The following is a 23,853-nucleotide window of genomic DNA, read 5'->3' as shown; positions in this document are numbered from 1 at the left end:
GACAGCGATCAGCTAAAGGTAACAAGGAACCACTACATGAGCGATGACACCACGGACCTCGAGGTGTTGGACCATCAAAACGCCGAGCGCGCGCGCTTTACCCTGGCGCCTTCCCTGACGACGCGCACACTGGCGCCGGCACAAATTCCCGTCATCGACCTGGGCCCGTTGCTCGATCAGAGCGACCCGATGAGCGTTGCCAACGCGATTGGTCAGGCGTGTGAACGCACCGGATTTTTCTATGTGCGCGGGCACGGAATCGACCCCGGGCTCGTCGAGCAGGCGTTTACGATGGCGGCCGGTTTCTTTGCGCGCCCCCTGGCGGAAAAGGAGGCGCTCAATATCGTCGGCTCGGGGCTCTCTCTGCGCGGCTACACGCCACTGTTTGGTGAAAACGTCGACCCAAACAAAAGTCGCGACTTGAAAGAGTGCTTCGATCTGGGGCTCGATGAGGCCGAGGTGTCGCCGTTTCGTGGGCCCAACCGGATGCCGGCCAAACCCGAGGCGTTCAAGGCGGTGTTCGAGCGCTACTACGCCGAGATGCTGACGCTGGGTCATCGCCTGGTGGGGGCCATCGCGCTGAGTCTTGGGCTTTGTGAGGATTACTTCGCGCCGCGCCAGAAACGGCCCATAGCGATTCAGCGACTGCTGCACTACCCAAGCCAGGCCGGCGCGATCGGTGAAGAGGAGATCGGTATCGGCGCCCACACCGACTACGGGCTTTTGACCATCCTCGCGCAGGACGCCGTAGGTGGTCTGCAGATTCGCCATTGCGACGGTACCTGGATCAGCGCGCCGCCCATCGACGGGGCTTTCGTGGTCAATATCGGCGACCTGGTGCAGACCCTCACCAATGACCGCTACGTGTCGACGCTGCACCGGGTGGTCAACACCAGCGGCCGGCAGCGTTACTCGCTGCCGTTCTTCTTCGATCTCGATTTTGAGGCCATGGTCGAGGTACTACCAAGCTGTACGAGCGAAAGCGTCCCGCCGCGCTACGCCCCTTACGCTAGTGGCGCGCACAAGTTCGCCCGCTACGCCGCAAGCTACGCCCATCTGCGTGATACTTCCTGCGTGGAAGCCCTGGCCGAGTGAATTCGGCCAGAGCGCACCCGGCGTGCTGGCATCGGTTCAGCGCTGACCCCATGGGAAAACGGCGAGCCCGCTTGCGCTTGGTGCTCGCGGGTTCGTCACGCGAGCGGCGCTGCTTTATACTCTGCGCCCTTTGATCGTTTGGGTGCGCCGATGTCTGCCTCTGATACTCCCTCTGAATTGGCTTCGTCTGCCGAGCATTCGCGCCCGCCGCGGCGCGAGTTCAAGGCGCGCGGCAGCTTCGTGATTCGCTGTGAAGGGTGCAACCTGCCCAAACTCAACTGCCTCTGCCCCTACAAGGTGAGCGTGGAGAGTTACGCCCAGGTGTGGCTTTTGACCCACTCGCTCGAGCACTTGAAACCCACCAACACCGGGCGGCTGATTGGGGACGTGCTAAATGAAACCCGCGTTTTCACCTGGGCGCGCACCGGGCTCGACCCCGAGCTTGAAGCGCTACTGCAGGATGCGCGCTACGCGCCGTTTCTGATCTTTCCCGACGACCAGCCGGACTACGCCGACCGCGTGGTGGGAATGGACGCGGTGCACGCGGTAAAGGCCTGCGACCGGATACCGGTGTACGTGATTCTCGACGGTACCTGGCGTCAGGCGCGGCGCATGTTTCGTAAAAGCCCTTATCTCGATGGCCTGCCGGTACTGCCGCTTCGCACCGAGCGTGAAACCCGCTACCGCCTTAGAAAGCCCGCCTCGAAAGCGCATCTATGCACCGCTGAAGTGGCCACCGAGCTTCTGCGCCAGGGCGGCGATATTGAAGCGGCAAACGTGCTCGACGACTACTTCGACGTGTTCAACGAAAGCTACGCGGCGAGCCGTTTCTATCGCAAAATCGACGAGCCGACGCCCGCCATGGAGCGGCTATTGGCCAAACGGGCGGATATTTAAAGGGGTGAACCGGTTTCAAGCGCTTGTTTGCGCCGGCAGCCAGCGGCGCAGCACCTTGCGTACCCAGTACCAGCGGTTGATCAGCAGCGCCAGAAAGATCAGCGCGCAGCCCGAAAGCTGTAGCGGGGTCATGGTTTCATTGAGCCACCAGGCGGCGATCAGCGCGGTCCACACGGCTTCGAGCATCAGGATGACCGAGGCGTGGCTCGGCGTCGTCATGCCCTGGGCCTTGATCTGCAGGAAGTAGCGAAGCGAGCTTGCCAGCACCACGCTTGCCAAAAACCAGCCCAGCACCGGCGTACTCAGCGCCATGGGCTGGCGCTCGAAGATTAGCGAAACCAGCGTCAGCACCGCACCTACCGCCAGAAGCTGCAGCGTGGTCAGCGGAAGGGCCGCCACGTTGCGCACCACTCGCGTGTTGACGTTGATCAAAAGCGCAAAGCAGAGTGCGGCGCACACCATCAAAAGCTGGCTAAGCTCGACGCGAAAGCCTGCGTTGAGTGACAAAAGCCCAAAGCCTGCCAGCGCCACGGGCAGCGCGATCCAGGTCGTGCGCGGGGGCGTGTCGCCAAACAACATGCCGAGCACCGGCACCATCAAAATCCCCAGGCTCGTGATAAAGGCACTTTCGCCCAGGTGCGAGGAGACGCTTAGTCCCATGATCCAGAAACCGGTCGCCAGGCTGAACAGCAGCCCAACGAACAGGCTTCGCCGCACCCGCCGGGCGGGCAGGCGCGAAAGCGAAGGCCAGGCAAAGCCCAGTAGGATCAGTCCGGCAAGCAGAAAGCGGCTGCCGATGAACAGAAGCGGCGGCATGCCGGCAAGCGCTTCTCTGGAAAAGATCCAGCCGCCGGCGGCCATGAGCGTCACCAGCAGCAGCAAGGCATCCGCCTGCCAGGGCGCACGCTCGATTCTATTCACGCCGCGCTTCCAAACAGCGCCCCGGCGATTCTAAAGCCCGCCACCCAGGTACCCACCGCCGAGCCGAGGGTGGCCAGAATGAACACCAGCAGCGTGCGCGAGACGCGGTTTTTCCACCACCCCTTGAGCGCGGTGACATCGTGTCTGAGCGAGGAGAAGTCGCGCACCTTGGGCTTGCGCATGTAAAGCTCGACCCCGGCGGCCACGAACCCGGCGCCGATGGTCGGGTTGAGCGAGGTCAGCGGGGCGGCGAAGAAGGTGGAGATGATCGTGACCGGGTGAGCCAGCGCCAGAATCGTCGCCCCACCGGAAAGAATACCGTTGATCAAGAACCACTCCAGCACCAGCTGCCAGCCAAGCTCGGTGTTGCGCGAAAAGCCGATCGCGAAGCCCGTAATGACCAGCGCGGTGATCAGCCAGGGCAGTGCCTTCCAGAGCTTCGACGGCGGCGGCGTATGCTCGAGCGCCTCGCGCTCGGTGGTCGGGTTCTTCGGCAGCGGCGCCTCCAGGTGCTCGGCGGTGCCTTTCAGGTGCCCGGCGCCGAGTACCACCAGCACGTTCTTGTAGCGCCCGGGTGGGGCTTGCTCGGCAAGGCGCAGCGCCATGTAGCGGTCGCGTTCGCGAATCAGCGGCGTGTAGAGGTTCTCCGACTCATTGGCGAACTCGCTAAAGGTCGCCTCCAGCATGTCGCCCTCCTTGAGCTTCTCGATCTCCTCCTTCGAGACGTCCTGGCGCGACATGACGCTGCCGATCAGCCCGGTGAACAGCGACATGCGCTGCCACCAGGGCACGTTGCGATAGATCCGCTTGAGCGTCACGCCGACGTCGCGGTCGATCATCAAAAGCGGCAGCGCGTGGGTTTGGCTGGCCTCAACCGCGGCGCGCATCTCGGCGCCGGGCTGGATGCCGGACTGCTCGGCGATGCGCTGCTGAAACGCGCCCAGCGCCAGGCTTGCCGCCACCATGCCCGCCTTGCCCTGCTTGAAGACCTGAAAAAGGTCCTGCTCGCCCATGGCGTCCGGGTTGGTCATGCTGTGGTGGCGGGCGTCGCAAAGTTCGATCGCCACGGCGTCGAAGGCGCCGCTGTCGAGAAGCCGCGTCACGTCGTCGGCGCTTTGGGCCGACACGTGGGCGGTGCCCAGTAGCGTATAGCGGGTGCCTTCGATCTCGATGGCCTTCAGCGGGCCGCTGGTCGCGGGCAGCGTCTCGAACTCGCGGCCCATCGGGGGGGGAGCGTCGTGCGTCATGAGTATCTCGCTAACATAAGGTGGCCCCCGGGCGGCGCTAGCGGCGCCAGAATGCGGGAGTGAATAAAACCAGTACGGTAAAGATTTCCAGGCGGCCCAGCAGCATCGCCACGACCAGAATCCATTTGGCGAGGTTGGGCATGTCGCCGTAGTGCTCGCTGGCCTCGCCCAGAGCCGGGCCCAGATTGTTGAGCGCCGAGCCCACGGTGGACCAGGCGGTGATTTGATCCACTCCGGTGGCCATGACGCCGACCAGCATCAAAAAGAACAGCATCACGTAGGCGGAGAAAAAGCCCCACACGGCCTGGGCGATGCTGTCCGGCACGCTGACCTTACCGACCTTCACCGCGATCACCGCGTTGGGGTGGATCAGGCGCATGACCTCGCGCATGCCCTGTTTCAAAATCAGGATGATACGGATCACCTTCATACCGCCGGCCGTGGAGCCGGAGCAGCCGCCGATGAAGGCCGCCACGAACAGCATGAACGGCAGCGCCCCCGGCCAGGCGGAGAAATCCGCCACGGCGAAGCCCGCGGTGGTCGCCACCGATACCACCTCGAACAGCGCATGGCGCAGGCTGTGCAGCGTATCGTAGGTGTCGGTAAACCAGAGCGTGAAAGCGGCGATCAGCACCAGCCCCACCAGAAACAGCATTAAAAAACGCGCCTCCGGGTCCTCGAAGTAGTGCAGCAGGCGTTTTTCGCGCCAGGCGATGAAGTGCAGGCTGAAGCTGAACGCCGAGACCAGCATGAAGACCACGCAGATCAGCTCGATGGCGGGGCTATTGAAGTAGCCGATGCTGGCATCGTGGGTGGAGAAGCCGCCGATCGCCACGGTCGAAAAGCTGTGGCCGAGCGCGTCGAACCAGCTCATGCCCGCCAGCATGTAAGCCACCAGGCACGCCATGGTCAGCGTGGCGTAGATGTACCAGAGCGCCTTGGCGGTTTCGGTGATGCGCGGGGTGAGCTTGGAGTCCTTGAGCGGCCCGGGGATTTCGGTGCGGTAAAGTGCCATGCCGCCGACGCCGAGCGTCGGCAGGATCGCCACCGCCAGCACCACGATCCCCATGCCGCCGAGCCACTGCAGCTGCTGGCGGTAGTAGCGAATCGATTCCGGTAGAAAATCGATGCCGGTGATCACCGTCGCCCCCGTGGTGGTGAGCCCGGAAAACGACTCGAACACCGCGTCGGTGAAGTGCAGCGCACTCGGACCGAAGAGCATCAGCGGAATCGAGCCGAAAAACGCCAGCACCGTCCAGAACATCGCCGCGATGATGAACCCGTCGCGAATGCGCAGCTCCTTGCGCGCGCGCCGGTTGGGCAGGTACAACAGTAGGCCGGTGATCACGGTAATGGCGATGCCGCTGGCGAAGGCGTACCAGACACCGTCGCGAAACCAGAGCGATATCAGCATCGGGGGCAGCATGGTGAGGCTGAACAGCATCAAGAGCAGCCCTAGAATGCGTAAAATGACCCTCAAACTCATGGAATCCCGCAGCTCCTGGCCAATGTTTGTAATGACATGGGGCGCTTAAAAGAACGTCAAACCGACCTGGAATAGCCGCTCGACGTCGCGAATCCGGCGCTTGTCGATCACGAACAGAATCACGTGATCGCCGCTTTCCACCGTGGCGTCCCCGTGGGCGATAATGACCTCCTTGCCGCGCACCATCGCCCCGATGGTCGTGCCCTCGGGCAGGTCGATGTCGCGCACCGCCCGGCCCACCACTTTCGACGACTGCTTGTCGCCGTGGGCGATCGCCTCGATCGCTTCGGCAGCCCCGCGTCTGAGCGAATGCACGTTGACGATATCGCCCCGGCGCACGTGGGTTAAGAGGCTACCGATGGTCGCCTGCTGGGGTGAAATGGCGATATCGATCTCGCCGCCCTGCACCAGATCCACGTAGGCGGCGTTGTTGATCAGCGTCAGCACCTTCTTGGCCCCCAGCCGCTTGGCCAGAAGCGACGACATGATGTTGACCTCGTCGTCGTTGGTCAGCGCGCAGAAGATGTCGCAATCCTCGATGTTCTCCTCCTCGAGCAGCCGCTTGCTGGTGGCGCTGCCGTGGAGCACCACGGTACGGTCGAGCCGCTCGGAGAGCGTGGTACAGCGCTCGAGACTGTGCTCGATGATCTTGACCTGATGGCTGTGCTCGAGATGCTCGGCCAGGCGCTCGCCGATGTTGCCGCCGCCGGCGATCACCACCCGGCGAAAGCCGCGCTCGACGCGCCTGAGCTCGCTCATCACCGCGCGGATATCGCGCCGCGCGGCGAGAAAGAACACCTCGTCGTCGGCTTCGATCACCGTATCGCCGCGCGGGATGATAGGCCGGTTACGCCGGTAGATGGCCGCTACGCGGGTGTCGACGTTGGGCATGTGGCGCCCCAGAAAGGCGAGGTCCTGGCCCACCAACGGGCCGCCGTAGAACGCCTTGACCGCCACGAGCTGGACGAGCCCACCGGCGAATTCCAGCACCTGCAGCGCCCCCGGGTGTTCGATCAAGCGGCGCACGTGATCGGTGACCACCTGCTCGGGGCTGATCAAGACATCGATGGGAATCGCTTCGTGGGCGAACAGGCCCTTGCGGGTCAGATAGGGCGTAGCGCGCACCCGGGCGATCTTGGTCGGCGTGCGAAACAGCGTATGCGCCACCTGGCAGGCGATCATGTTGACTTCGTCGGAGTTGGTGACGGCGATCAGCATGTCGGCGTCCTCGCAGCCGGCCTGGCGCAGCACGATGGGGTAGGAGCCGGCGCCGGTGACGGTGCGGATATCGAGACGCGTGTGAAGCTCGCGGAGCTTGGCCGTGTTGGTGTCGACCACGGTGATATCGTTCTCTTCGCGCGCGAGGTGTTCGGCCAGCGTACCGCCGACCTGGCCGGCGCCAAGAATGATGATTTTCATGGTGAATCGAATCCGTTGAAAGCGCCGGCGGTATGGTCAAACAAGAAGGGCGCTGCAATAAAGACGGCGGCCAGTGTAAACCAGCCGCCGTCGAAAAGCAGTGGGGAATTACTCGAGGGTGAAGCCGACCTTGGCGGTCACCTGCCAGTGGGCGACCTGGCCATTTTCAAGATGGGCGCGGGTGTCGACCACCTCGAGCCAACGCATGTTGTCGATGCTTTTGGACGCCTTGGCCAGCGCTTTTTGCACCGCGTCTTCAATGCTTTTTTCCGAAGAACCGGTAATCTCTACGTGCTTGTAAACATGATCGCTCATGGTCATCTCATCCTTGTCGATAGTTGGCGATGTGGCGCGACGCTCGCGTCACGCCGGTTGCTTTTCCAGCCTGGCATAAAAAAAGCCATCGTGACTGTTTTGTTGCGAAAAGAGCTGCCGACCGTGGCCGCTGGCCGTGCCCCAGGCGACGTCTGTCGGGGTCGTCACGCGGGCGTCCGGGGTGCGCGCCACGAACGCGTCGATCTGTTTCGCGTTCTCCTGGGGAAGCACCGAGCAGGTGGCGTACAACAGCGTGCCGCCCGGGCGTAAAAGCCCCCAGAGATTGTCCAGAATCGCCGCCTGAAGCCTGGCCAGTTGGCCGATATCGCTTTGCCGGCGCAGCTTCTTGATGTCCGGGTGACGGCGAATCACGCCGGTTCCCGAACACGGCGCATCGAGTAAAATAGCATCGAAGAGTGTGCCGCTCCACCAGTCGCGCTCGGCGGCGTCGGCATGAATCAGGTTGGCGCTCAGGTTGAGCCGGCCAAGCGTATCGTCGACCCGCGCCAGGCGCTGGTTGTCGCTATCCAGCGCCGTTAACGCGATGTCGAACTGCTCGAGCAGGTGGGCGGTCTTGCCGCCGGGAGCGGCGCAGGCGTCCAGCACCTGGGCGCCGGGGCGCGGGGCGATCGCCGGGCCCAATAGCGCGGCGCTGAGCTGGGCCGCCTCGTCCTGCACGCTGACATGGCCCTGCTCAAAGCCGGGGAGCTGCGAGACGTCGCAGGGCGTTTCCAGCGTGATGGCGTCCGGCGCGTGAAGGCACAGATGCGCCTCGAGCCCCTGGTCCATGAGCCTGGCCAGATACGCTTCGCGGTCGTTGACGCGCTGGTTCACCCGCAGCGTCATCGGCCCCGGCTCGTTGTTGGCGGCGACCACGTCGCGCCACTGCTCGGGCCAGGCGCTCTTGAGCGCGTTCAAAAGCCAGGCCGGGTGCTCGAGTGCTGCGCTCTCATCGCGGTCGACCTCGGCAACGAGCGTCTCGCTTTCGCGCTGCAGGCGGCGCAGGCAGCCGTTCAATACCCGCGTGGCCCACTCCTTTTTTAGAAGTCTGGCCGCCCCCGCGGTTTCTCCTACCGCCGCGTGGGCGGGAATGCGCATGTACAAAAGCTGGTAGATGCCGATCAATAACAGCGCGTTGACGTCCTGGTCGCGCTTCTTGAACGGCTGCTTCAGCAGTTTGCCGGCGATCGCCTCGAGCCGCGGCAGGCGTCGGCAGCTACCATAGCAAAGCTCCTTGAGCAGGCCGCGGTCGCGGGCAATGACGCTGTGCTCGTCGAGCCCGGAAAGCGAGCCCTGCTCGCTGAGAACCGGGGCGAGGGCGCGAGCGGCGGCAGCGCGCACTTCCTGGCCGCTGCCTTCCTGGGGGCGTTTGGCGCTCATGAACTCTCTTCCTGTTGTATCAAGGGTGAGCCCAGGCGGCTGCCGGGCGCAAGCCGTGGGGGGTGGGCGTTGAGCAGCGCGCTGACCGGCAGCAGCTTGCCGCCGGGAAGCTGAACGTGGCTGACGCACAGCACCTCGCGCCCATCGTCGCCGCAGGAAATGCGCAGGTGATCACCGCCGTGGGCGAGCAGCGTGCCCGGCGCGACGCGATCCGCCTCGACGAGATCAGAGGGGCTTTCGCTTGCGCGCGCTTCGGCGCGGGCCATATAAAGGCGCAGGCGCTCGTCGCCAAGCGCGCACCAGGCGACCGGCCAGGGATTGAAGGCGCGAATCTTCTGCGCAAGCGTAGAGGCATCCTGGCGAAAGTCGAGCTCGGCCTCAGCCTTGCTCAGCTTGGCGGCGTAGGTCACTCCTTCGACCGGCTGAGGCGTGGCGGTCAGCCCGTCTTCCGCCAGAGCGTCGAGGGTCTCGATCAGCGCTTTGGCGCCATCCTCGGCCAGCCGGTCGTGAAGCAGGCCGCCGGTGGTTTGCTCGGTGATCGGCGTTTTGAGCTCGAGCAGCATGTCGCCGGTATCGAGGCCGGCGTCCATCTGCATGATGGTGACGCCGGATGCGGCGTCGCCGGCTTCGATTGCCCGCTGAATCGGGGCGGCGCCGCGCCAGCGCGGTAAGAGCGAGGCGTGAACGTTGATACAGCCCAGCCGCGGCGTGTCGAGCACCGCTTGCGGTAGCAAGAGTCCGTAGGCGACCACCACCATGATGTCGGCATCGAGTGCGGCCAGCTCGGCCTGGGCGGCAGGGTCCTTCAGGCTTTGCGGCTGGTACACGGGCAGCTCATGTTCGAGCGCCAGGCGTTTGACCGGGCTCGGGGTGAGCTTTCGCCCGCGCCCGGCCGGGCGGTCGGGCTGGGTGTAAACGCCCACCACCTGGTGGTCGCTTTTTAGTAAAGCGGCGAGGTGGGATTCGGCGAACTCCGGAGTGCCTGCAAAGACGACGCGCAGTGAGGGCATGGATCTACCTGTTCGAAAGACGGTGGAGGGGGCGGCCGGATAAACGAGCGTGAAAAAGCCGCCTGCGGGCGGCTTTGACGGCGTCTAGGCGTCCTGCATCAGCTTGTGGCGCTTTTGCATTTTCTTCAGGATGCGATCGCGTTTGAGCGCGGAGAGATAATCGACGAAGAGCACGCCTTCCAGGTGGTCGTACTCGTGCTGGATGCAGTGGGCGAGCAGCCCGTCCGCTTCGAGCTCGAACGCCTCGCCGTGACGATCCAGAGCGTTCAGCTTCACTTTCAAAAAGCGTGGCACGTCGGCGTAGTGCTCGGGGATCGACAGGCACCCTTCGGACATCGGCTCCTTCTCTTCGCCGATCGGCTCATAGCGCGGGTTGATCATGACCAGCGGCGAGTCGCCCGCCTCGGAGACGTCCATCACCACCACGCGGCGGTGAACGTCGATCTGGGTGGCGGCAAGGCCGATGCCGCGGGCGTCGTACATGGTCTCCAGCATGTCGTCGACCAGGCTTCGAACTTCATCGTCAACGGTCTCCACCGGCTTCGCCTTGGTTCTCAGGCGCTCATCGGGGAATTCGAGAATGGGACGTTTGGCCATGGCGTTACAATCACCGTTGTTGAATCTGCGGTTTGAAACGGGGAGTCCCGGCGCTTCAAACGCGGTAGGGTTGAAAAAGGAGCCAAAAAGTCGCGCTCGCGTTGCAATGGGCGAGGGCGACCCTGTGCTTTACTATAAGCCACTATATCACGCTGGCGGTACTTCTGGGCATGCACGCGGGCGTGTCGTTGGCCGCTGCCACTGCTTTAGGATCTGCCATGGTCGTGCACAAAACCTTTCGCCTGGGTGCCCTCGCCGCGCTGCTGCTGAGTGTCGCCGCGTTCGCCAACGCCGCCGAGGGCTGGGAGCGTATTCGAAGCGACGCCCCCGAGCGCTACGTAGTGGTCAAAGGCGACACGCTTTGGGGCATCGCCGCGCGCTTTTTGCAAAACCCCTGGCAGTGGCCGTCGCTTTGGGAAGCCAATCCGCAGATTCGCAATCCGCACTTGATCTACCCCGGCGACACGCTGATTCTGCGCGACTGCGCCGGTGCTCCCTGCTTTGCGCTGGAAACCGGCCAGCCGGTGGTGAAGCTTTCGCCGCGCGTGCGCACCATCGAGCCGCGCGAGGCGGTGTGGGCGCTGCCGATGGACGTGGTCGAGGTGTTTTTGCGCCAGCATCGCTTTCTGGAGGCGGGCCGGGCGCTGGGGGAGCTTGGCTACGTGGTCGGTGGCGAGAATCAGCGCTTCATCAGCGGCGCCGGCGACACGCTCTACGTGCGCGGTGTGCTGCCCACGGGCGTTGCGCTTGGCTTTTATCGTCCCGGCGAGCCCTACCTGTCCGCCAGCGGCGAGGTGTTGGGCCGCGAGCTGGTCTTTATCGGCGAGGCGCGCCTGATCGATCAGCAGGGCGAGATCGCCCGGGTCGAGGCGCTCAGCGCCAGACAGGAAGTGCGCAACGACGACATCGTGATCGCGCTCGATGACAGAATCGAGGCGGATTTCCAACCGCGCGCGCCTCAGGCCGAGGTGGCCGGCCATATCATTGCCGCCCCCGGCGGGGTGCGCTTCATCGGCCGGCTGCAGGTCGTCGCCATCGACCTTGGTACCCAGGATGGCCTTCAGCCCGGGCACGTGCTGCGCGTCGATCAGCAGGGCGAACTCATCAACGACCCGCGCACCGGGGAGCTGTTCCAGCTGCCCAATACCGAAGGCGGGCTCCTGATGGTCTTCAAGCCCTACAGCCGCATGAGCTACGCTCTGGTGATGCAGGCCTCCAACGTACTGGCGATAGGCGATGAGGTGCGCACGCCCAGGCCTTGATGAAACGATCGGGACCAACAGCCCGGGGTGAAAAGCTTAAGCTAAAAAGGAGGCGGGTATGGATGCCAACGCGTGGCTAGCCCTGGCCGCGCTGCCCAACATGGGCGCGCACCGGCTCAAGACGCTTTATGATCAGGCGCCCGACTGGCCCCAGGGGTGGCTCGCCGCACTCCCGGCGCCGGCGGCAAGCGCACTCAGGCTCTGGCTCGACCATCCGAATAAAAGCCCGCTTCAGGCGCAGATCGACGCCAGCCGCGGCTGGTGCGAGGCCGGCCCCCACCGCCACGTGCTGTATCCAGGCCACCCGCGCTGGCCTGCGCTTCTCGACGAGCTGCCGGACCCGCCGCCGGTGCTGTGGGCTCTGGGGGATCTCGACGCGCTGATTGGGCCGCGCCTGGCCATGGTGGGTACGCGCAAGCCGACCGCAGAGGGTGGGCGCAACGCTCGGGAGTTTGCCCGGGCGCTTGCCGGTCGCGGCTGGTGCGTGGTCAGCGGCATGGCGCTGGGTGTGGACGGCCTGGCCCAGCAGGCCGCCCTCGATGAAGGCGGCGCCACGGTGGCGGTGCTGGGCTCGGGGGTGGATGTCATCTACCCGGCGAGCCACCGCGCGCTGTATCGAAAGCTCACCCAAACGCCGCGGGCACTGGTGCTCTCCGAACACCCGCCGGGCACCCGGGCGCGGCCGGCATACTTTCCGCGGCGTAATCGCATCGTCACCGGGCTTTCGCTTGGCACGCTGGTCATCGAGGCCACGGAAAAAAGCGGCAGCCTCGTGAGCGCGCGCCTTGCCGTGGAGCAGGGCCGTGAGCTGTTCGCCCTGCCGGGCTCGCTTTATAACGTGCAGGCCGCCGGGTGCCTGTCGCTTCTGAAAAGCGGCGCTATTCTCACCCGCCACGTCGACGATATCCTCGAGGAGCTCGGCCACTGGGCCGGCGCGTACCTGCCAACGGCCGGGCAGGCCCTTGCGGAACCCATCACATCCGCCCCGGTCCAGATGAGTGACCCGCTTACGCTCGATACGCCGGATACGCTGCTCGCCGCGCTCTCCTCGACTCCCACGCCGATCGATTTGTTGGTGCAGTACACCGACCAGAGCGTAGGCGAGTGCCAGCAAAGGCTTCTCATGCTCGAACTCGAGGGCCGCGTGGCTCAGCAAGCGGGCGGCTGGGTGCGCCTGGGGTAGCGTTGATCAAGCCGGGGTAACCCTCGAGCGTGGTAAGATGGCAATTCGATCCGTGGCAGCGCCGCGCATTCACAGGAGGCCGTGATGACTTCGATGGACAATCTTCAACGCGTGGTCCAGACCCTGCGCCAGGGCGGCGTAATCGCCTGCCCGACCGAGGCGGTATGGGGGCTGAGCTGCGACCCGGACAACGATGAGGCGCTGGCGCACCTGATGCGCCTGAAAGAGCGCGACCCGGCCAAGGGCGTCATTCTGGTCGCCGCCAGCATCCAGCAGTTCGGCCCCTGGCTCGAGTCGCTGCCGCTGGCCCTGCACGCGCCGCTCGCCGCGAGCTGGCCCGGCCCGCACACCTGGCTTGTGCCGGATAACGGGCGCAGCCACGGCCTCGTGCGCGGCGCCCATCAGAGCGTGGCGCTACGGGTGACCGACCACCCCGGTATGAGGGCTCTTTGCGAGGCCTTCGGCGGGCCGCTGGTGTCGACCTCCGCCAACCGCGCCGCCGAGCCGCCGGCCATGAGCGCTGATGAGGTACGCGCCATTTTCGGCGACGAGCTCGATGCCATGCTCGATGGCGAACTCGGTGGCCAGACCCGGCCCAGCACCATTCGCGATCTGGTGACCAACGAGGTGCTGCGCGCCTGACATGAGCCACTTTCTGTACGACGCCATGGTGGCCAGGCTCGGCGCGGCGCGGGCCGACGAAAACCCCGGGCCGTTCCCGGAAGGTGGCCTTGTGCGCCGTATTCACGGCGACTTTACGCCGATGATGTGCGGCGGCATCAGCGCGCTGCTGTTACAAATGCTGCATCCGCTGGCGCTCGCCGGCGTGTGGGATCACTCCAACTTTCGCCACGACATGGTCGGGCGCCTGCGGCGCACCAGCGACTTCATCGCCACCACCAGCTTCGCCGATTTCGCCCAGGCGGAAGAGTCGATCGCTCGGGTACGCCGGGTCCACGCGAAGGTACGCGGTCACGCCGCCGATGGTCGCGCCTACGCCGCCGACGCCCCGGACCTGCTCACCTGGGTGCACGTGGCGGAGATGAGCCGCTTCATGGCCGCGCACCTGGTGTACCGAAACCCGTCGCTCGGCGCGGCGGAGCAGGACCGCTACTTTTTCGAAACCGCCTGCATCGCCGAGGCGCTCGGCGCCCGCCAGGTGCCGGATAGCCGCGAAGCGGTGGCGGCGTATTTAGAGGCCAAGCGAGGCGAGCTGGTGTTTGATGAGCGCACCCGCGACGTGGTGCGGGTTCTTTTGAGCGCGCCGCCGCGCCACCTGATTCTGGGCCCGGCAGGCGCCTTGTTCATGCGCGCCGGTATCGATCTTCTGCCCGAGTGGGGCGCCCGAATGCTGTCGCTCGACATGCCCCGGGTGCAGCGCCGGCTGGTGCGCGCCGGCATCAAAAGCGCGATGCCGATGATCAGTCGCGCGGTGCGAAGCGGCGCCTACCGCCGCGCGCTGGTGCGCTTTCAGCGCCGTGACTGAGCGCCGCCCCTTCACCGCTTCTGCTTTACCCCTTACCATTGACGTCTACCCTGCACGGCTTTGGAGACACTGTGGCCCACGAGCATCTGGACGACGTTAAAACCTACCTGATGAACCTGCAGGACCGGCTCTGCGAGGCGCTGGCCGACACGGACGGGCGCGGCACCTTCAGAGAAGAGAGCTGGCAGCGTGAAGCTGGCGGCGGGGGGCGCTCACGGGTGATCGAAAACGGCGCGCTGTTCGAAAAGGGCGGCGTCAACTACTCCCACGTTTTCGGCGAGACGCTGCCGCCCTCGGCCACCGCCTCGCGCCCGGAGCTTGCCGGGCGCAGTTTTCACGCCGTGGGCGTCTCCTGGGTACTGCATCCGGAGAATCCGCACGTGCCCACCAGTCATGGCAACGTGCGCTTTTTCATCGCCGAAAAGGAAGGCGAGGCGCCAGTGTGGTGGTTTGGCGGCGGGATCGACCTGACGCCGTACTACCCGGTTTTCGAGGACGTCGTGCACTGGCATCGGGTGGCCCAAACGGCCTGCGCGCCTTTCGGTGAGGGCGTCTACCCGCGTTACAAGGCGTGGTGTGACGACTATTTTTACCTCAAGCATCGCGACGAGACCCGCGGCGTGGGCGGGCTATTTTTCGATGATTTGAACGAGCCGGATTTCGAGACGGCCTTCGCCTTTCAGCGCGCCGTCGGCGACAGCTTCCTGGAAGCTTACCTGCCGATCACCCGTCGCAGGCGCGACACGCCTTGGGGCGAGCAGGAGCGCGAGTTCCAGCTCTACCGGCGCGGACGCTACGTCGAGTTCAACCTGGTATGGGACCGCGGCACGCTGTTTGGTCTGCAAAGCGGCGGGCGCACCGAGTCCATTCTGATGTCGATGCCGCCGCTGGCGCGCTGGGAGTACGGCTACACGCCGGGCCCGGGAAGCCCGGAGGCGCACCTGGACGACTACCTGACGCCCCGCGACTGGCTGGCCGAAGCCGAAAAGGCGGGAGTGAGCGCATGAGCAGCCGTTACTGCGTGCTGGGCAACCCGGTCAAGCACTCCAAATCGCCGATGATTCACCAGGCCTTCGCTGCGCAGACCGGCAAACCGCTGGCGTACACTGCCGAGCTCGCCCCGCTTGATGGCTTCGAGGCGGCCTGGCGTGCGTTTTGCGAAAGCGGCGGGCGCGGCGCCAACGTCACCGTGCCCTTCAAGCAGCAGGCGTTCGCACTTTGCGATACGCAAAGCCTGCGCGCCCGACGCGCCGGCGCGGTGAATACGCTCAGCCTCGGCCAGAACGGGCGTGTTTTTGGTGACAATACCGACGGCATCGGCCTGCTGCGGGATTTGAAGGCCTGTGAGGTGCCCCTGGCGGGCAAACGCGTGCTGGTTCTGGGGGCCGGCGGCGCGGTGCGCGGCGTGCTCGAGCCGCTGCTGAATGAAGCCCCGCGCGAGCTTGTTATTGCCAACCGTACCGGCGCCAGGGCCGAGGCGCTGGCCGCGGACTTTCGCGATCTTGGCACTGTATCTGGCGGCGGTTATGAGGTGCTCTCCGGGCGTTTCGATCTGGTCATCAACGGCACCAGCGCAAGCCTTGCCGGCGAACTGCCCCCGCTGCCCGAAACGCTGTTCGAACCCGATGCGGTCGCCTATGACATGATGTACGCCGCCGCCCCCACGGTCTTTTTACAGTGGGCACAAATGCGCGGGGCGCGCACCATCGACGGGCTCGGCATGCTGGTCGAGCAGGCCGCGGAGGCATTTTTTATCTGGCAGAACGTGCGCCCGGAAACAGCACCGGTGCAGGCGCTTTTAAGAAAAACGCTGATTGAAGGGTGAGCGCCTGCCCGGTCAGGCGCGTAGGACGCGCCTGACCGCGAAGGGATTCAAGAAAGGTACTTGAAGAAAGTCCTGCGCGCTCAGGGGCGCGGGCAGTTCGGCGTGCGCCCCTGGCTTCTGGCCTGCTCGTAGAGCGACACGGCCTGGGCCATGGTGGCCTGCAGCCCTTCGATACGCTGGCCCTGGCTTGGGTGGGTCGAAAGCCACACGGGCGGCGCGCCGCCGCTGGACGCCGCCTGCATGTTCTCCCACAGCGTCACGCCTTCCCGCGGGTCGAAACCGGCCTGGGCCATCAGGTTCTGACCGATGGTGTCCGCCTCGCTTTCGTGAGTCCGCGAAAACGGCAGCGCGATGCCGTACTGCGCGCCCATTCCCAGCACGCCCATGAGTTGCTGGCCGCCAGCGGACTGGCCCGCGGCGCTGGAGATCACCGACAGCCCCAGCGAGGTCGCGCTTTCGGTCGAGGCGCGCTCGTTGGCGTGGTTGGCCAGCACGTGGCCGATTTCGTGGCCCACGACCGAGGCGAGCTGGTCCTGGCTGGTAGCGATATCGAGCATGCCGGTGTTCACCCCCATGTAGCCGCCGGGTAGGGCGAAGGCGTTGGGCTGCTCGGACTCGAACACGCGCACCTGCCAGTCCATGCTCCGCTGGCGCTCCGGCAGCACGTCGACGATGGCATTGGTGATGCACTGCACGTAGCGCAGGCTCGCCTGATCACCCATCGGCACGTCCTGCTGATACTGGGAAAACGCCTGCTGGCCCATCTGATTCAGCTCGGCATCCGATAACAGCAATAGCTGCGAGCGGCCAGTGGGCGAGGTGCTACAGGCGGCGAGCGAAGCGCACAGCGCGGTAACGGCGAAAGGGCGAAGCCAGCGCATAAAAATTCCTTGTCGGCAAAAGCCATATGAAGGTGAATGATCCGTTTCAAAACGACCCGTTTCGAGTAGTTTTATCATAACGCAGCGATCGGGCAAATGCGGGCGGCGAATTCGCCAGACTGCACGCTTGGGGCCGCGCCGCCAACGCTGGCGTGCGTGAGCTAGCGTATTTGAGAGAGCTGACCGTCGGGGCCGACGTTGAAGCGCAGCGTCGGTGTCAGTACCCCGGCGGGCAGCGTCACGCCCAGCCCACTCAGGCTTCCCGGCGTGATCGCAAGCTCGCTTCCCTGGGGCAGCGAGCCGCGGGCAGCCAGTTCACGGGCCAGGTCGATCATCGGGCGCAGGCGCTGCGGGTCGCTGGCGAGCACGTCGAGCGACAGCGGCAGGCGAAGGTTCGGCCCCGCGCCCGGCGTCAGCGACACGGTTTCACCGTAGCGCCCGGTGACAGGGTCCGCCCCGGGCATATCGAGTGCCCAGTTGAAGCCCGCCATGTTCACCGCCGGCATGCCCCGCGGCAGATCCAACCCGAGTGCGAGGGTGGCCTGAATCGGCAGGCTTCCTGAGCGCACGCTCGAGGCCAGCATGGCGGGAAGGCTTGCGGTATCGAGCCCGCGGTTCAAATCGAACGAACCGACCCGCACGTTCTCGACGGTGGCCGAGGTCACCGACAGGCGAAAAGCGTTGAAGGCGGTTTGCGGCATGGCCATACAGCCGGCAAGCCACACGGTGACGCTCAAAAGCGCGAGCCAGCGAACGCGAGCACGTAAGTAACGCATGAGACCTCCTGAAAAGAGCCAACGATAAAACCGCTGGAGTGGGGCTATTTGAGGTAGCGCGCCGTGCTTTGTCAACTGGTTTGCATGCCAGGCCAGAGATCGCGCGAGCCGTCGAGCAAGGGCGGCTTGCCGCCGCCATCGCCGAATGAATTCGGCTCCTACGGTTGACGTGCGCTTATACCACTGGGTCGTTGTAGGAGCAGGCGCTAGCCAGCGATGCAGCGCAAAGCGCTGCCGGGGTGAGCGAGAAGCTAAAAAAACGCCCGTCTCGAGACGGGCGCTTGTTCGGGCGGGGGAGGCACGCTCAGCGGCGTTTCTGACGCGCCTCTTTCGTGCGGCCCAGTTCGCGTTTTTTGGCCTTTTCCTTGTCGCTGGCGCCGGCCATGTTGTCGTACGGGTTGTCGCCGGAACGGAACTCGAAGCGCATCGGCGTGCCGCGCACCTTGAGTACCTTGCGGAAGGTATTGGTCAGGTAGCGCCGGTACGCTTCCGGCAGCGAGCTCGTCTGGTTGCCGTGGACCACGATGATCGGCGGGTTGCTGCCGCCCTGGTGGGCCATGCGCAGCTTGATGCGCCGGCCGTTGATCATGGGCGGCGGGTGCTGGCTGACGGCATCCTGCAAGAGCGTGGTCAGGCGGTTGGTCGACCAGTGGGCGTTGGCGGCGTCGAACGCGCGCTCGATCGAGGGGTAGAGATCGCCCACGGCGGTGCCGTGCAGCGCCGAGATGAAGTGCATCTCGGCGTAGTCGGCAAAGCCCAGCCGGCGCTTGATCTGGCTGCGCATCGTCTCCCGGGCTTCATGCTCGAGCCCGTCCCACTTGTTCACCGCCAGCACCAGCGCCCGGCCGGTGGTCAGCACGTAGTCCAACAGGTGCAAGTCCTGCTCGACCAGCCCGCTTCGCGCATCCAGCACCATGATGGCGACGTGGCACTCCTTGATCGCGTCCAGCGTCTTGATGATCGAGAACTTCTCGGCGATCTCGCTGACGTTCTTGCGCCGCCGCACGCCTGCGGTATCGACCAGCACGTAGGGCTTGCCGCGACGCTCGAAGGGAATCTCGATGGCGTCACGCGTGGTGCCCGCCTCGTCGAACACCACCACGCGCTCCTCGCCGAGCAGCCGGTTGACCAGGGTGGATTTACCCACGTTGGGTCGACCGATGACGCCGATGCGAATGCCCTTGGTGCCGGTGTCGGCGGGAATGTCGGCGTCGCGCTCGGGAAACGGCGCGAGCACGATGTCGATCAACTGCGAGACGTTGCGCCCGTGGGCGGCGGCGATCGGCCAGGGATCACCGATGCCCAAGCCCCAGAAATCGCCCATGGCCGAGTGCTCTTCGAGCCCGTCGGTCTTGTTGACCACCAGCCAGGTCTTTTTCTGATTGACCCGCAGGTGGTTGGCGATCGCCTCGTCGGCGACGTTGAGCCCGGCGCGGCCGTCGACCAGAAACAGCACGATGTCGGCTTCGTCGATGGCGGCCAGCGACTGCTCGGCCATCGCCGCGTCGATACCTTCCTCGTCACCGCTGATACCGCCGGTGTCGATAACGGTGTAGGCCTTGTTGCCCAGCAGGCCGTTGCCGTACTTGCGATCACGGGTGAGGCCGGGAAAGTCGGCCACCAGCGCATCGCGAGAGCGCGTCAGGCGGTTGAACAGGGTCGATTTGCCCACGTTGGGCCGACCGACCAATGCAATGACGGGTGTCATGGAGCGATTTCCAACGTTTGCAGCCGGCCATTGTTGGCCTGTACATGGAGGGTGCTGCCTTCGCTGACCGGGCGCAGGGTAATACCGGATTTATGCACCCGCGTGCGGCCAACGATCGAACCTTCGCGGGCGTCGATCAGGTGTACGTAGCCTTCGAAATCGCCGACGGCCAGGCGGCCATCGACGAAGGCGGGAGCGGTCAGCTGACGATCTTCGAGCGCCGAGTTGCGCCAGATCTCCTGGCCGCTGTTGGCATCGAGGGCCACGATCTGGCTGTCGTCAGTGACGACGAACAGCGCGTTGCCGACCAGCACCGGTGTATGACGGCTGGAGAGATTGGTTTCCCACAGCACGCCGCCCTGGGTGGCCTCGAGCGCCACGACGCGGCCGTTGTAGCTGGTCACGAACAGGCGGCCGTCCTGGCTGAGTACCGGCTGACCGGCCAGATCGACCAGCCGCTCGACTTCGCTGCGCCCGCGGGGCGTGGCGATCTGCTGATCCCAAAGCGGCTGGCCGCTGCGGTTATCCAGCGTCGTCAAACGGCCGTTGGCAGAGCCGACGAAGGTGACCGGCTCGATCACCATGGGCGTGCCGGTGCCGCGTAGGGTCAGCGCCGGCTGGTTGCTGGTATAGACCCAGCGCTCCTGGCCGGTGGCGCGGTCGAGCGCGGTGACCTGGCCGTCCACGCTCTGCACGATCAGAAGCTGCGGGTTAGCCTGGGGGGCGGCCAGCACTTCGCTGGAAACCCGCGAGCGCCAGTTGATGCTGCCATCGCTTTGATCGATCGAGATCACTTCGCCGTTGCGCGTGCCCAGATAGAGCTGGCCGGCAATGGCGTTCAGGGCGCTGGAAAGCGGCGTGTCGAGCTCGATACGCCACTGGCGGTTGCCGTTGGTCGCATTCAGCGCCATGACCACGCCCTGGGCGTCGGCGGCGAACACGGTATTGCCTTCGCGGGCGGGCGCGATCGGGTAGCGGGCGCGGCCCAGGCCGTCACCGACGTTTTGCCGCCACACGTTCGACACCGTCGTGGTCTCGTTGAAACTGGTCAGCGGGGTCGGCGCGTTGGTGGGTTCACCCTTGCTCGCGCAGCCGGCCAGAAGTGCCAACGCTGCCGCGCCGAGGGCGGTGCGCAGCAGCGTTTTGGAAATCAACGGTTGGGAAAGGCTGATCGTCATTAGGAGGTCGCCTCCTTGGCGCCAAGGTCGTCTAGCTTAAACTGTATGCCGTAAAGTGACTGGCTCTGCCCGTCGGCGGCCAGCGCCTCTTGCCACGCCTGGCGCGCGTTGTCGCGATCGCCAAGGGCGGCGTAGGCATCGCCGCGAACGTCGAGCCGCTGAGCGGCCAGGGCGTCGACGATCGGCTCGTCCAAAAGCTCTAGCGCCTGCTCCGGGTTGCCCTGGGCAATCTCGATACGCGCCAGGCGAAGCCAGGCCAGGCTCTTAACGTAATCGCGCGAGGCACCGTCGGCGGCGCGCTCGAGCGCCTCCCGGGCGCCATCGAGATCGTTCTGACCCACCGCCAGGCGCGCTTCGAGCAGCAAACCGAGCTCGGCGTAGAGCGTGCTGCCGTAGTCGTCGTTGAGCTCATTGACCAGCTGTTTGGCGCTATCGAGCTGCTCGGCGCCTTGCTCTGGCAGGTTGGCGATGGTCAGAAGCTGCTGGTAGCGCACGGACGCCGCCGCTGCCTGGCCTTCCTGGTAGTCTTGCCAGGCGTGCCAGCCGAACACACCGGCCGCGGCGATCACTGCCCCCGCGATCAGCGAGGTGCCGTTCTCTTTCCACCAGCGCTTGATCACATCAAGCTGCTCTTCTTCGCTTCTCAGCTCCGCCACGGGCGGTCTCCTTGTTCGGGCATGGCGGGCCCCGGGACAAGCCTCGGGAACCGACACGATTGATCGGGTTAGCGGATGATCAGCTCATCAAGCGTTGCAACAAGCGCTGCCTGCGCGACGCTCTGCTGCTCGCGATCGTCGCGCAAGAACTTGAGCGTGACCGTCTGGTTGGCCACTTCGTCTTCACCCAGTAGCAGGGCGATGGCCGCGTCGCTCTTGTCGGCCTTCTTCATGCGGCTTTTGAAGCTGCCGCCGCCGCAGTGTAGCTGCAGCTTCAGCGCGGGAAGCTCGGCTCTGAGCGTTTCGGCCAGCGTCAGCGCGGCGGTGGTGGCGGTGTCGTCCATTGCCATCAGGTAGACGTCGCTTTTGCCGAGCGCCTCATCCGGGACGAGATCGAGGGTGTCGAGCAGCAGAATCAACCGTTCGATGCCCATGGCGAAGCCCACCGCCGGGGTGGGCTTGCCGCCGAGCTGCTCGACCAGGCCGTCGTAGCGCCCGCCGGCGCATACCGTGCCCTGGCTTCCAAGCGCGGTGGTGGTCCACTCGAACACCGTGCGCGAGTAGTAGTCGAGCCCGCGAACGAGGCGCGGGTTGACCACGTAGCCGATACCGGCGGCGTCGAGCATGGCTTTCAGCGACTCGAAGTGCTCGATGGAAGCCTCGTCCAGGTGATCCAAAAGCTGCGGCGCGGCGTCGAGCATCTCGGCCATGGCCGGGTTCTTGGAATCCAGAATGCGCAGCGGATTGCTTTCAAGGCGACGCACGGAGTCCTCGTCGAGAAGCTCGAAGTGCTCGTTGAAGTAGGCCACCAGCGTATCGCGGTAGGCCGCGCGCGCCTCAAGCGAGCCGAGTGAGTTGAGCTCGAGGGTCACGTGCTCGAAAAGCCCCAGCTCCTTCCAGAGCCGGGCCGAGAGCAGAATCACCTCGGCGTCGATGTCCGGGCCTTCGAAACCGTAGGCTTCCACGCCGACCTGGTGGAACTGGCGGTAGCGGCCCTTCTGCGGGCGCTCGTGGCGAAACATCGGCCCCTGGTACCAGAGCCGCTGGGTCTGGTTGTAGAGCAGGCCATGCTCCATGGCCGCGCGTACGCAGCTTGCGGTGCCCTCCGGGCGCAGCGTCAGGCTATCGCCGTTTCGGTCCTCGAAGGTGTACATCTCTTTTTCGACGATATCGGTCACTTCGCCAATCGAGCGGGCGAAGAGTGCCGTTTGCTCGACGATGGGCATGCGGATTTCATCGAAGGCGTAGCGCTGCATGATCTGGCGCACTTTCGCTTCGAAAAACTGCCAGCGGGGGCTGTCGCTGGGCAGTAGATCGTTCATCCCGCGGATCGCCTGGATCTTTTTGGTACCGGACTTGCTCAATGAAAACTCCTTGTAAGCACGAAAAGCCAGGCTTCCCGTCTTGCGCGACGTTATACGCTTTTGGTGATAACGGCGTCTTGCTGCTGCTGTTTGAGGCGAACCTTTTCGCGAATCAGGGCTTCCAGGTCGTCGACCAGGTGCTCGTTGCGAAGCTTGCTCGCGGGCTTACCGTCGATGTAGACCAGATTCGCCGGTGAGCCGCCGGTCAGGCCGATATCGGTCTCCTTGGCTTCGCCCGGGCCGTTGACCACGCAGCCGATCACTGAGACGTCGAGCGGCGTCATGACGTCTTCCAAACGCTCTTCGAGCTGGTTCATGGTGTCGATGACGTCGAAGTTCTGACGCGAGCAGCTCGGGCAGGCGATGAAGTTGATGCCCTTGGCACGCAGCTTCAGACTCTTGAGCATGTCGAAACCGACCTTGATCTCCTCGACCGGGTCGGCGGCCAGCGACACGCGAATGGTGTCGCCGATGCCGTCCATCAACAGCATCCCGAGGCCGATCGAGGATTTTACCGTGCCCGAACGCAGCCCGCCCGCCTCGGTGATCCCCAGGTGCAGCGGCTGCTCGATGCGCGCGGCGAGATCACGGTAGGCGGCGACCGCCATGAACACGTCCGAGGCCTTAACGCTGACCTTGAACTCCTGGAAGTCGAGCCGGTCGAGGTAGTCGATATGGCGCATGGCGGATTCCACCAGCGCCGCCGGGGTCGGCTCGCCGTACTTCTTCTGCAGATCCTTTTCGAGCGAACCTGCGTTGACGCCGATGCGAATCGGAATGCCGTGATCGCGGGCGGCGTTGACCACCGCCTTGACGCGGTCCTCGCGGCCAATGTTGCCCGGGTTGATGCGCAGGCAATCAACGCCGAGTTCGGCCACGCGCAGCGCGATCTTGTAGTCGAAGTGGATGTCCGCGACCAGCGGCACGTCAACGCGTTGCTTGATGCGCCCGAACGCCTCGGCGGCGTCCATGTCCGGCACCGAGACGCGCACGATATCGGCACCGGCCTTTTCCAACTGCTGGATCTGGCCGACGGTGGCGTCGACATCCAGCGTGTTGGTGTTGGTCATGCTCTGTACGGCGATGGGGGCATCGCCGCCGACCGCGACCTTGCCGACGTGAATCTGACGGGAAGGGCGGCGCTTGATTGGAGAAGGGGCGTGCATG

At 65.0% G+C, this 23,853-nt stretch carries 23 protein-coding genes; 8 read left to right on the top strand and 15 right to left on the bottom strand.

From position 1 onward, the window contains the following. Positions 1–36: 36 nt before the first annotated feature. Entirely contained in the window at positions 37–1,095 is a 1,059-nt protein-coding gene (locus OCT39_RS13585; RefSeq protein WP_263584993.1) for an isopenicillin N synthase family dioxygenase, read from the top strand. 150 nt (positions 1,096–1,245) lie between these two features. Beyond that, positions 1,246–1,992: a tRNA-uridine aminocarboxypropyltransferase gene (locus OCT39_RS13580; RefSeq protein ID WP_263584992.1), complete on the top strand. Its 747-nt coding sequence runs from the start codon at positions 1,246–1,248 to the stop codon at positions 1,990–1,992. Positions 1,993–2,007: 15 nt separating this feature from the next. Here OCT39_RS13580 and OCT39_RS13575 read toward each other — a convergent pair whose 3' ends face one another. The 8 genes from OCT39_RS13575 to def all read right to left on the bottom strand — a co-directional run bounded on the left by OCT39_RS13575 (position 2,008) and on the right by def (position 10,367). After that, entirely contained in the window at positions 2,008–2,913 is a 906-nt protein-coding gene (locus tag OCT39_RS13575) for a DMT family transporter (RefSeq protein ID WP_263584991.1), read from the bottom strand. After that, positions 2,910–4,160, bottom strand: a complete 1,251-nt coding sequence (locus tag OCT39_RS13570; RefSeq protein ID WP_263584990.1) for a TraB/GumN family protein — start codon at positions 4,158–4,160, stop codon at positions 2,910–2,912. Before OCT39_RS13570 ends, OCT39_RS13575 begins: the two co-directional genes overlap by 4 nt. A 37-nt stretch (positions 4,161–4,197) precedes the next feature. After that, the gene (locus OCT39_RS13565) at positions 4,198–5,646 is read right to left on the bottom strand and encodes a TrkH family potassium uptake protein (RefSeq protein WP_263584989.1); all 1,449 of its coding nucleotides are present in this window, start codon (positions 5,644–5,646) and stop codon (positions 4,198–4,200) included. Between the two features lie 45 nt (positions 5,647–5,691). Next, on the bottom strand, positions 5,692–7,065 hold the full coding sequence (gene trkA / locus OCT39_RS13560; RefSeq protein WP_263584988.1) for a Trk system potassium transporter TrkA: 1,374 nt from the start codon (positions 7,063–7,065) through the stop codon (positions 5,692–5,694). A 108-nt stretch (positions 7,066–7,173) separates the two neighbouring features. After that, positions 7,174–7,380 carry a dodecin gene (locus tag OCT39_RS13555; RefSeq protein WP_252106752.1) on the bottom strand — a complete coding sequence of 69 codons (207 nt, stop codon included), beginning with the start codon at positions 7,378–7,380 and terminating at the stop codon, positions 7,174–7,176. A gap of 48 nt (positions 7,381–7,428) precedes the next feature. Further along, on the bottom strand, positions 7,429–8,760 hold the full coding sequence (gene rsmB / locus OCT39_RS13550) for a 16S rRNA (cytosine(967)-C(5))-methyltransferase RsmB (protein ID WP_263584987.1): 1,332 nt from the start codon (positions 8,758–8,760) through the stop codon (positions 7,429–7,431). Then, positions 8,757–9,770 (bottom strand): methionyl-tRNA formyltransferase, encoded by a 1,014-nt coding sequence (gene fmt, locus OCT39_RS13545; RefSeq protein WP_263584986.1) that lies wholly within the window; start codon positions 9,768–9,770, stop codon positions 8,757–8,759. Before fmt ends, rsmB begins: the two co-directional genes overlap by 4 nt. Before the next feature lie 84 nt (positions 9,771–9,854). Continuing rightward, positions 9,855–10,367, bottom strand: coding sequence for a peptide deformylase (gene def / locus OCT39_RS13540; RefSeq protein WP_263584985.1), 513 nt, complete (start codon positions 10,365–10,367; stop codon positions 9,855–9,857). Positions 10,368–10,585: 218 nt separating this feature from the next. Here def and OCT39_RS13535 point away from each other — a divergent pair, with 218 nt between their 5' ends. From OCT39_RS13535 to aroE, 6 genes are all read left to right on the top strand, one after another. Beyond that, positions 10,586–11,629: a LysM peptidoglycan-binding domain-containing protein gene (locus tag OCT39_RS13535; RefSeq protein ID WP_263584984.1), complete on the top strand. Its 1,044-nt coding sequence runs from the start codon at positions 10,586–10,588 to the stop codon at positions 11,627–11,629. Between the two features lie 58 nt (positions 11,630–11,687). Then, on the top strand, positions 11,688–12,812 hold the full coding sequence (gene dprA, locus OCT39_RS13530) for a DNA-processing protein DprA (RefSeq protein WP_263584983.1): 1,125 nt from the start codon (positions 11,688–11,690) through the stop codon (positions 12,810–12,812). A gap of 84 nt (positions 12,813–12,896) precedes the next feature. Further along, on the top strand, positions 12,897–13,454 hold the full coding sequence (locus OCT39_RS13525; RefSeq protein WP_263584982.1) for an L-threonylcarbamoyladenylate synthase: 558 nt from the start codon (positions 12,897–12,899) through the stop codon (positions 13,452–13,454). A gap of 1 nt (position 13,455) precedes the next feature. Next, positions 13,456–14,298 (top strand): oxygenase MpaB family protein, encoded by an 843-nt coding sequence (locus OCT39_RS13520; protein WP_263584981.1) that lies wholly within the window; start codon positions 13,456–13,458, stop codon positions 14,296–14,298. Between the two features lie 71 nt (positions 14,299–14,369). Then, complete coding sequence (hemF, locus tag OCT39_RS13515; protein ID WP_263584980.1) at positions 14,370–15,305, top strand: oxygen-dependent coproporphyrinogen oxidase; 936 nt, start codon at positions 14,370–14,372, stop codon at positions 15,303–15,305. Then, the gene (aroE, locus tag OCT39_RS13510) at positions 15,302–16,123 is read left to right on the top strand and encodes a shikimate dehydrogenase (protein ID WP_263584979.1); all 822 of its coding nucleotides are present in this window, start codon (positions 15,302–15,304) and stop codon (positions 16,121–16,123) included. The genes hemF and aroE overlap by 4 nt, the downstream gene beginning before the upstream one ends. A gap of 80 nt (positions 16,124–16,203) precedes the next feature. Here aroE and OCT39_RS13505 read toward each other — a convergent pair whose 3' ends face one another. The 7 genes from OCT39_RS13505 to ispG all read right to left on the bottom strand — a co-directional run bounded on the left by OCT39_RS13505 (position 16,204) and on the right by ispG (position 23,852). Then, positions 16,204–17,004: a M48 family metallopeptidase gene (locus tag OCT39_RS13505; protein WP_263584978.1), complete on the bottom strand. Its 801-nt coding sequence runs from the start codon at positions 17,002–17,004 to the stop codon at positions 16,204–16,206. Positions 17,005–17,165: 161 nt separating this feature from the next. Next, a complete protein-coding gene (locus tag OCT39_RS13500) occupies positions 17,166–17,780 on the bottom strand; it encodes a hypothetical protein (RefSeq protein WP_263584977.1) in 615 nt (204 codons plus the stop codon). 304 nt (positions 17,781–18,084) lie between these two features. Beyond that, entirely contained in the window at positions 18,085–19,488 is a 1,404-nt protein-coding gene (gene der / locus OCT39_RS13495; protein WP_263584976.1) for a ribosome biogenesis GTPase Der, read from the bottom strand. Next, positions 19,485–20,666, bottom strand: a complete 1,182-nt coding sequence (gene bamB / locus OCT39_RS13490; protein WP_263584975.1) for an outer membrane protein assembly factor BamB — start codon at positions 20,664–20,666, stop codon at positions 19,485–19,487. Before bamB ends, der begins: the two co-directional genes overlap by 4 nt. After that, the gene (locus OCT39_RS13485; RefSeq protein WP_263584974.1) at positions 20,666–21,322 is read right to left on the bottom strand and encodes a YfgM family protein; all 657 of its coding nucleotides are present in this window, start codon (positions 21,320–21,322) and stop codon (positions 20,666–20,668) included. Before OCT39_RS13485 ends, bamB begins: the two co-directional genes overlap by 1 nt. Positions 21,323–21,390: 68 nt before the next feature. Then, positions 21,391–22,686 carry a histidine--tRNA ligase gene (gene hisS, locus OCT39_RS13480; RefSeq protein ID WP_263584973.1) on the bottom strand — a complete coding sequence of 432 codons (1,296 nt, stop codon included), beginning with the start codon at positions 22,684–22,686 and terminating at the stop codon, positions 21,391–21,393. A 50-nt stretch (positions 22,687–22,736) separates the two neighbouring features. Then, positions 22,737–23,852: a flavodoxin-dependent (E)-4-hydroxy-3-methylbut-2-enyl-diphosphate synthase gene (ispG, locus tag OCT39_RS13475; RefSeq protein WP_263584972.1), complete on the bottom strand. Its 1,116-nt coding sequence runs from the start codon at positions 23,850–23,852 to the stop codon at positions 22,737–22,739. Position 23,853: the final 1 nt, after the last annotated feature.

This window comes from Halomonas sp. GD1P12, from assembly GCF_025725645.1.
GTDB lineage: Bacteria > Pseudomonadota > Gammaproteobacteria > Pseudomonadales > Halomonadaceae > Vreelandella.
The sequence above is the reverse complement of the archived record's forward strand: the minus strand, read 5'-3'. Positions and strand labels throughout refer to the sequence as shown.

What these genes read in the sequence shown, in the direction of transcription:
- OCT39_RS13585 (WP_263584993.1), top strand. Translation starts at nt 37, where the DNA reads ATGAGCGATGACACCACGGACCTCGAGGTGTTGGACCATCAAAACGCC.
- ispG (WP_263584972.1), bottom strand. Translation starts at nt 23,852, where the DNA reads ATGCACGCCCCTTCTCCAATCAAGCGCCGCCCTTCCCGTCAGATTCAC.
- bamB (WP_263584975.1), bottom strand. Translation starts at nt 20,666, where the DNA reads ATGACGATCAGCCTTTCCCAACCGTTGATTTCCAAAACGCTGCTGCGC.
- OCT39_RS13565 (WP_263584989.1), bottom strand. Translation starts at nt 5,646, where the DNA reads ATGAGTTTGAGGGTCATTTTACGCATTCTAGGGCTGCTCTTGATGCTG.
- rsmB (WP_263584987.1), bottom strand. Translation starts at nt 8,760, where the DNA reads ATGAGCGCCAAACGCCCCCAGGAAGGCAGCGGCCAGGAAGTGCGCGCT.
- OCT39_RS13580 (WP_263584992.1), top strand. Translation starts at nt 1,246, where the DNA reads ATGTCTGCCTCTGATACTCCCTCTGAATTGGCTTCGTCTGCCGAGCAT.
- OCT39_RS13570 (WP_263584990.1), bottom strand. Translation starts at nt 4,160, where the DNA reads ATGACGCACGACGCTCCCCCCCCGATGGGCCGCGAGTTCGAGACGCTG.
- der (WP_263584976.1), bottom strand. Translation starts at nt 19,488, where the DNA reads ATGACACCCGTCATTGCATTGGTCGGTCGGCCCAACGTGGGCAAATCG.
- OCT39_RS13505 (WP_263584978.1), bottom strand. Translation starts at nt 17,004, where the DNA reads ATGCGCTGGCTTCGCCCTTTCGCCGTTACCGCGCTGTGCGCTTCGCTC.
- aroE (WP_263584979.1), top strand. Translation starts at nt 15,302, where the DNA reads ATGAGCAGCCGTTACTGCGTGCTGGGCAACCCGGTCAAGCACTCCAAA.
- OCT39_RS13525 (WP_263584982.1), top strand. Translation starts at nt 12,897, where the DNA reads ATGACTTCGATGGACAATCTTCAACGCGTGGTCCAGACCCTGCGCCAG.
- def (WP_263584985.1), bottom strand. Translation starts at nt 10,367, where the DNA reads ATGGCCAAACGTCCCATTCTCGAATTCCCCGATGAGCGCCTGAGAACC.
- OCT39_RS13520 (WP_263584981.1), top strand. Translation starts at nt 13,456, where the DNA reads ATGAGCCACTTTCTGTACGACGCCATGGTGGCCAGGCTCGGCGCGGCG.
- dprA (WP_263584983.1), top strand. Translation starts at nt 11,688, where the DNA reads ATGGATGCCAACGCGTGGCTAGCCCTGGCCGCGCTGCCCAACATGGGC.
- OCT39_RS13535 (WP_263584984.1), top strand. Translation starts at nt 10,586, where the DNA reads ATGGTCGTGCACAAAACCTTTCGCCTGGGTGCCCTCGCCGCGCTGCTG.
- OCT39_RS13500 (WP_263584977.1), bottom strand. Translation starts at nt 17,780, where the DNA reads ATGCGTTACTTACGTGCTCGCGTTCGCTGGCTCGCGCTTTTGAGCGTC.
- fmt (WP_263584986.1), bottom strand. Translation starts at nt 9,770, where the DNA reads ATGCCCTCACTGCGCGTCGTCTTTGCAGGCACTCCGGAGTTCGCCGAA.
- OCT39_RS13555 (WP_252106752.1), bottom strand. Translation starts at nt 7,380, where the DNA reads ATGAGCGATCATGTTTACAAGCACGTAGAGATTACCGGTTCTTCGGAA.
- trkA (WP_263584988.1), bottom strand. Translation starts at nt 7,065, where the DNA reads ATGAAAATCATCATTCTTGGCGCCGGCCAGGTCGGCGGTACGCTGGCC.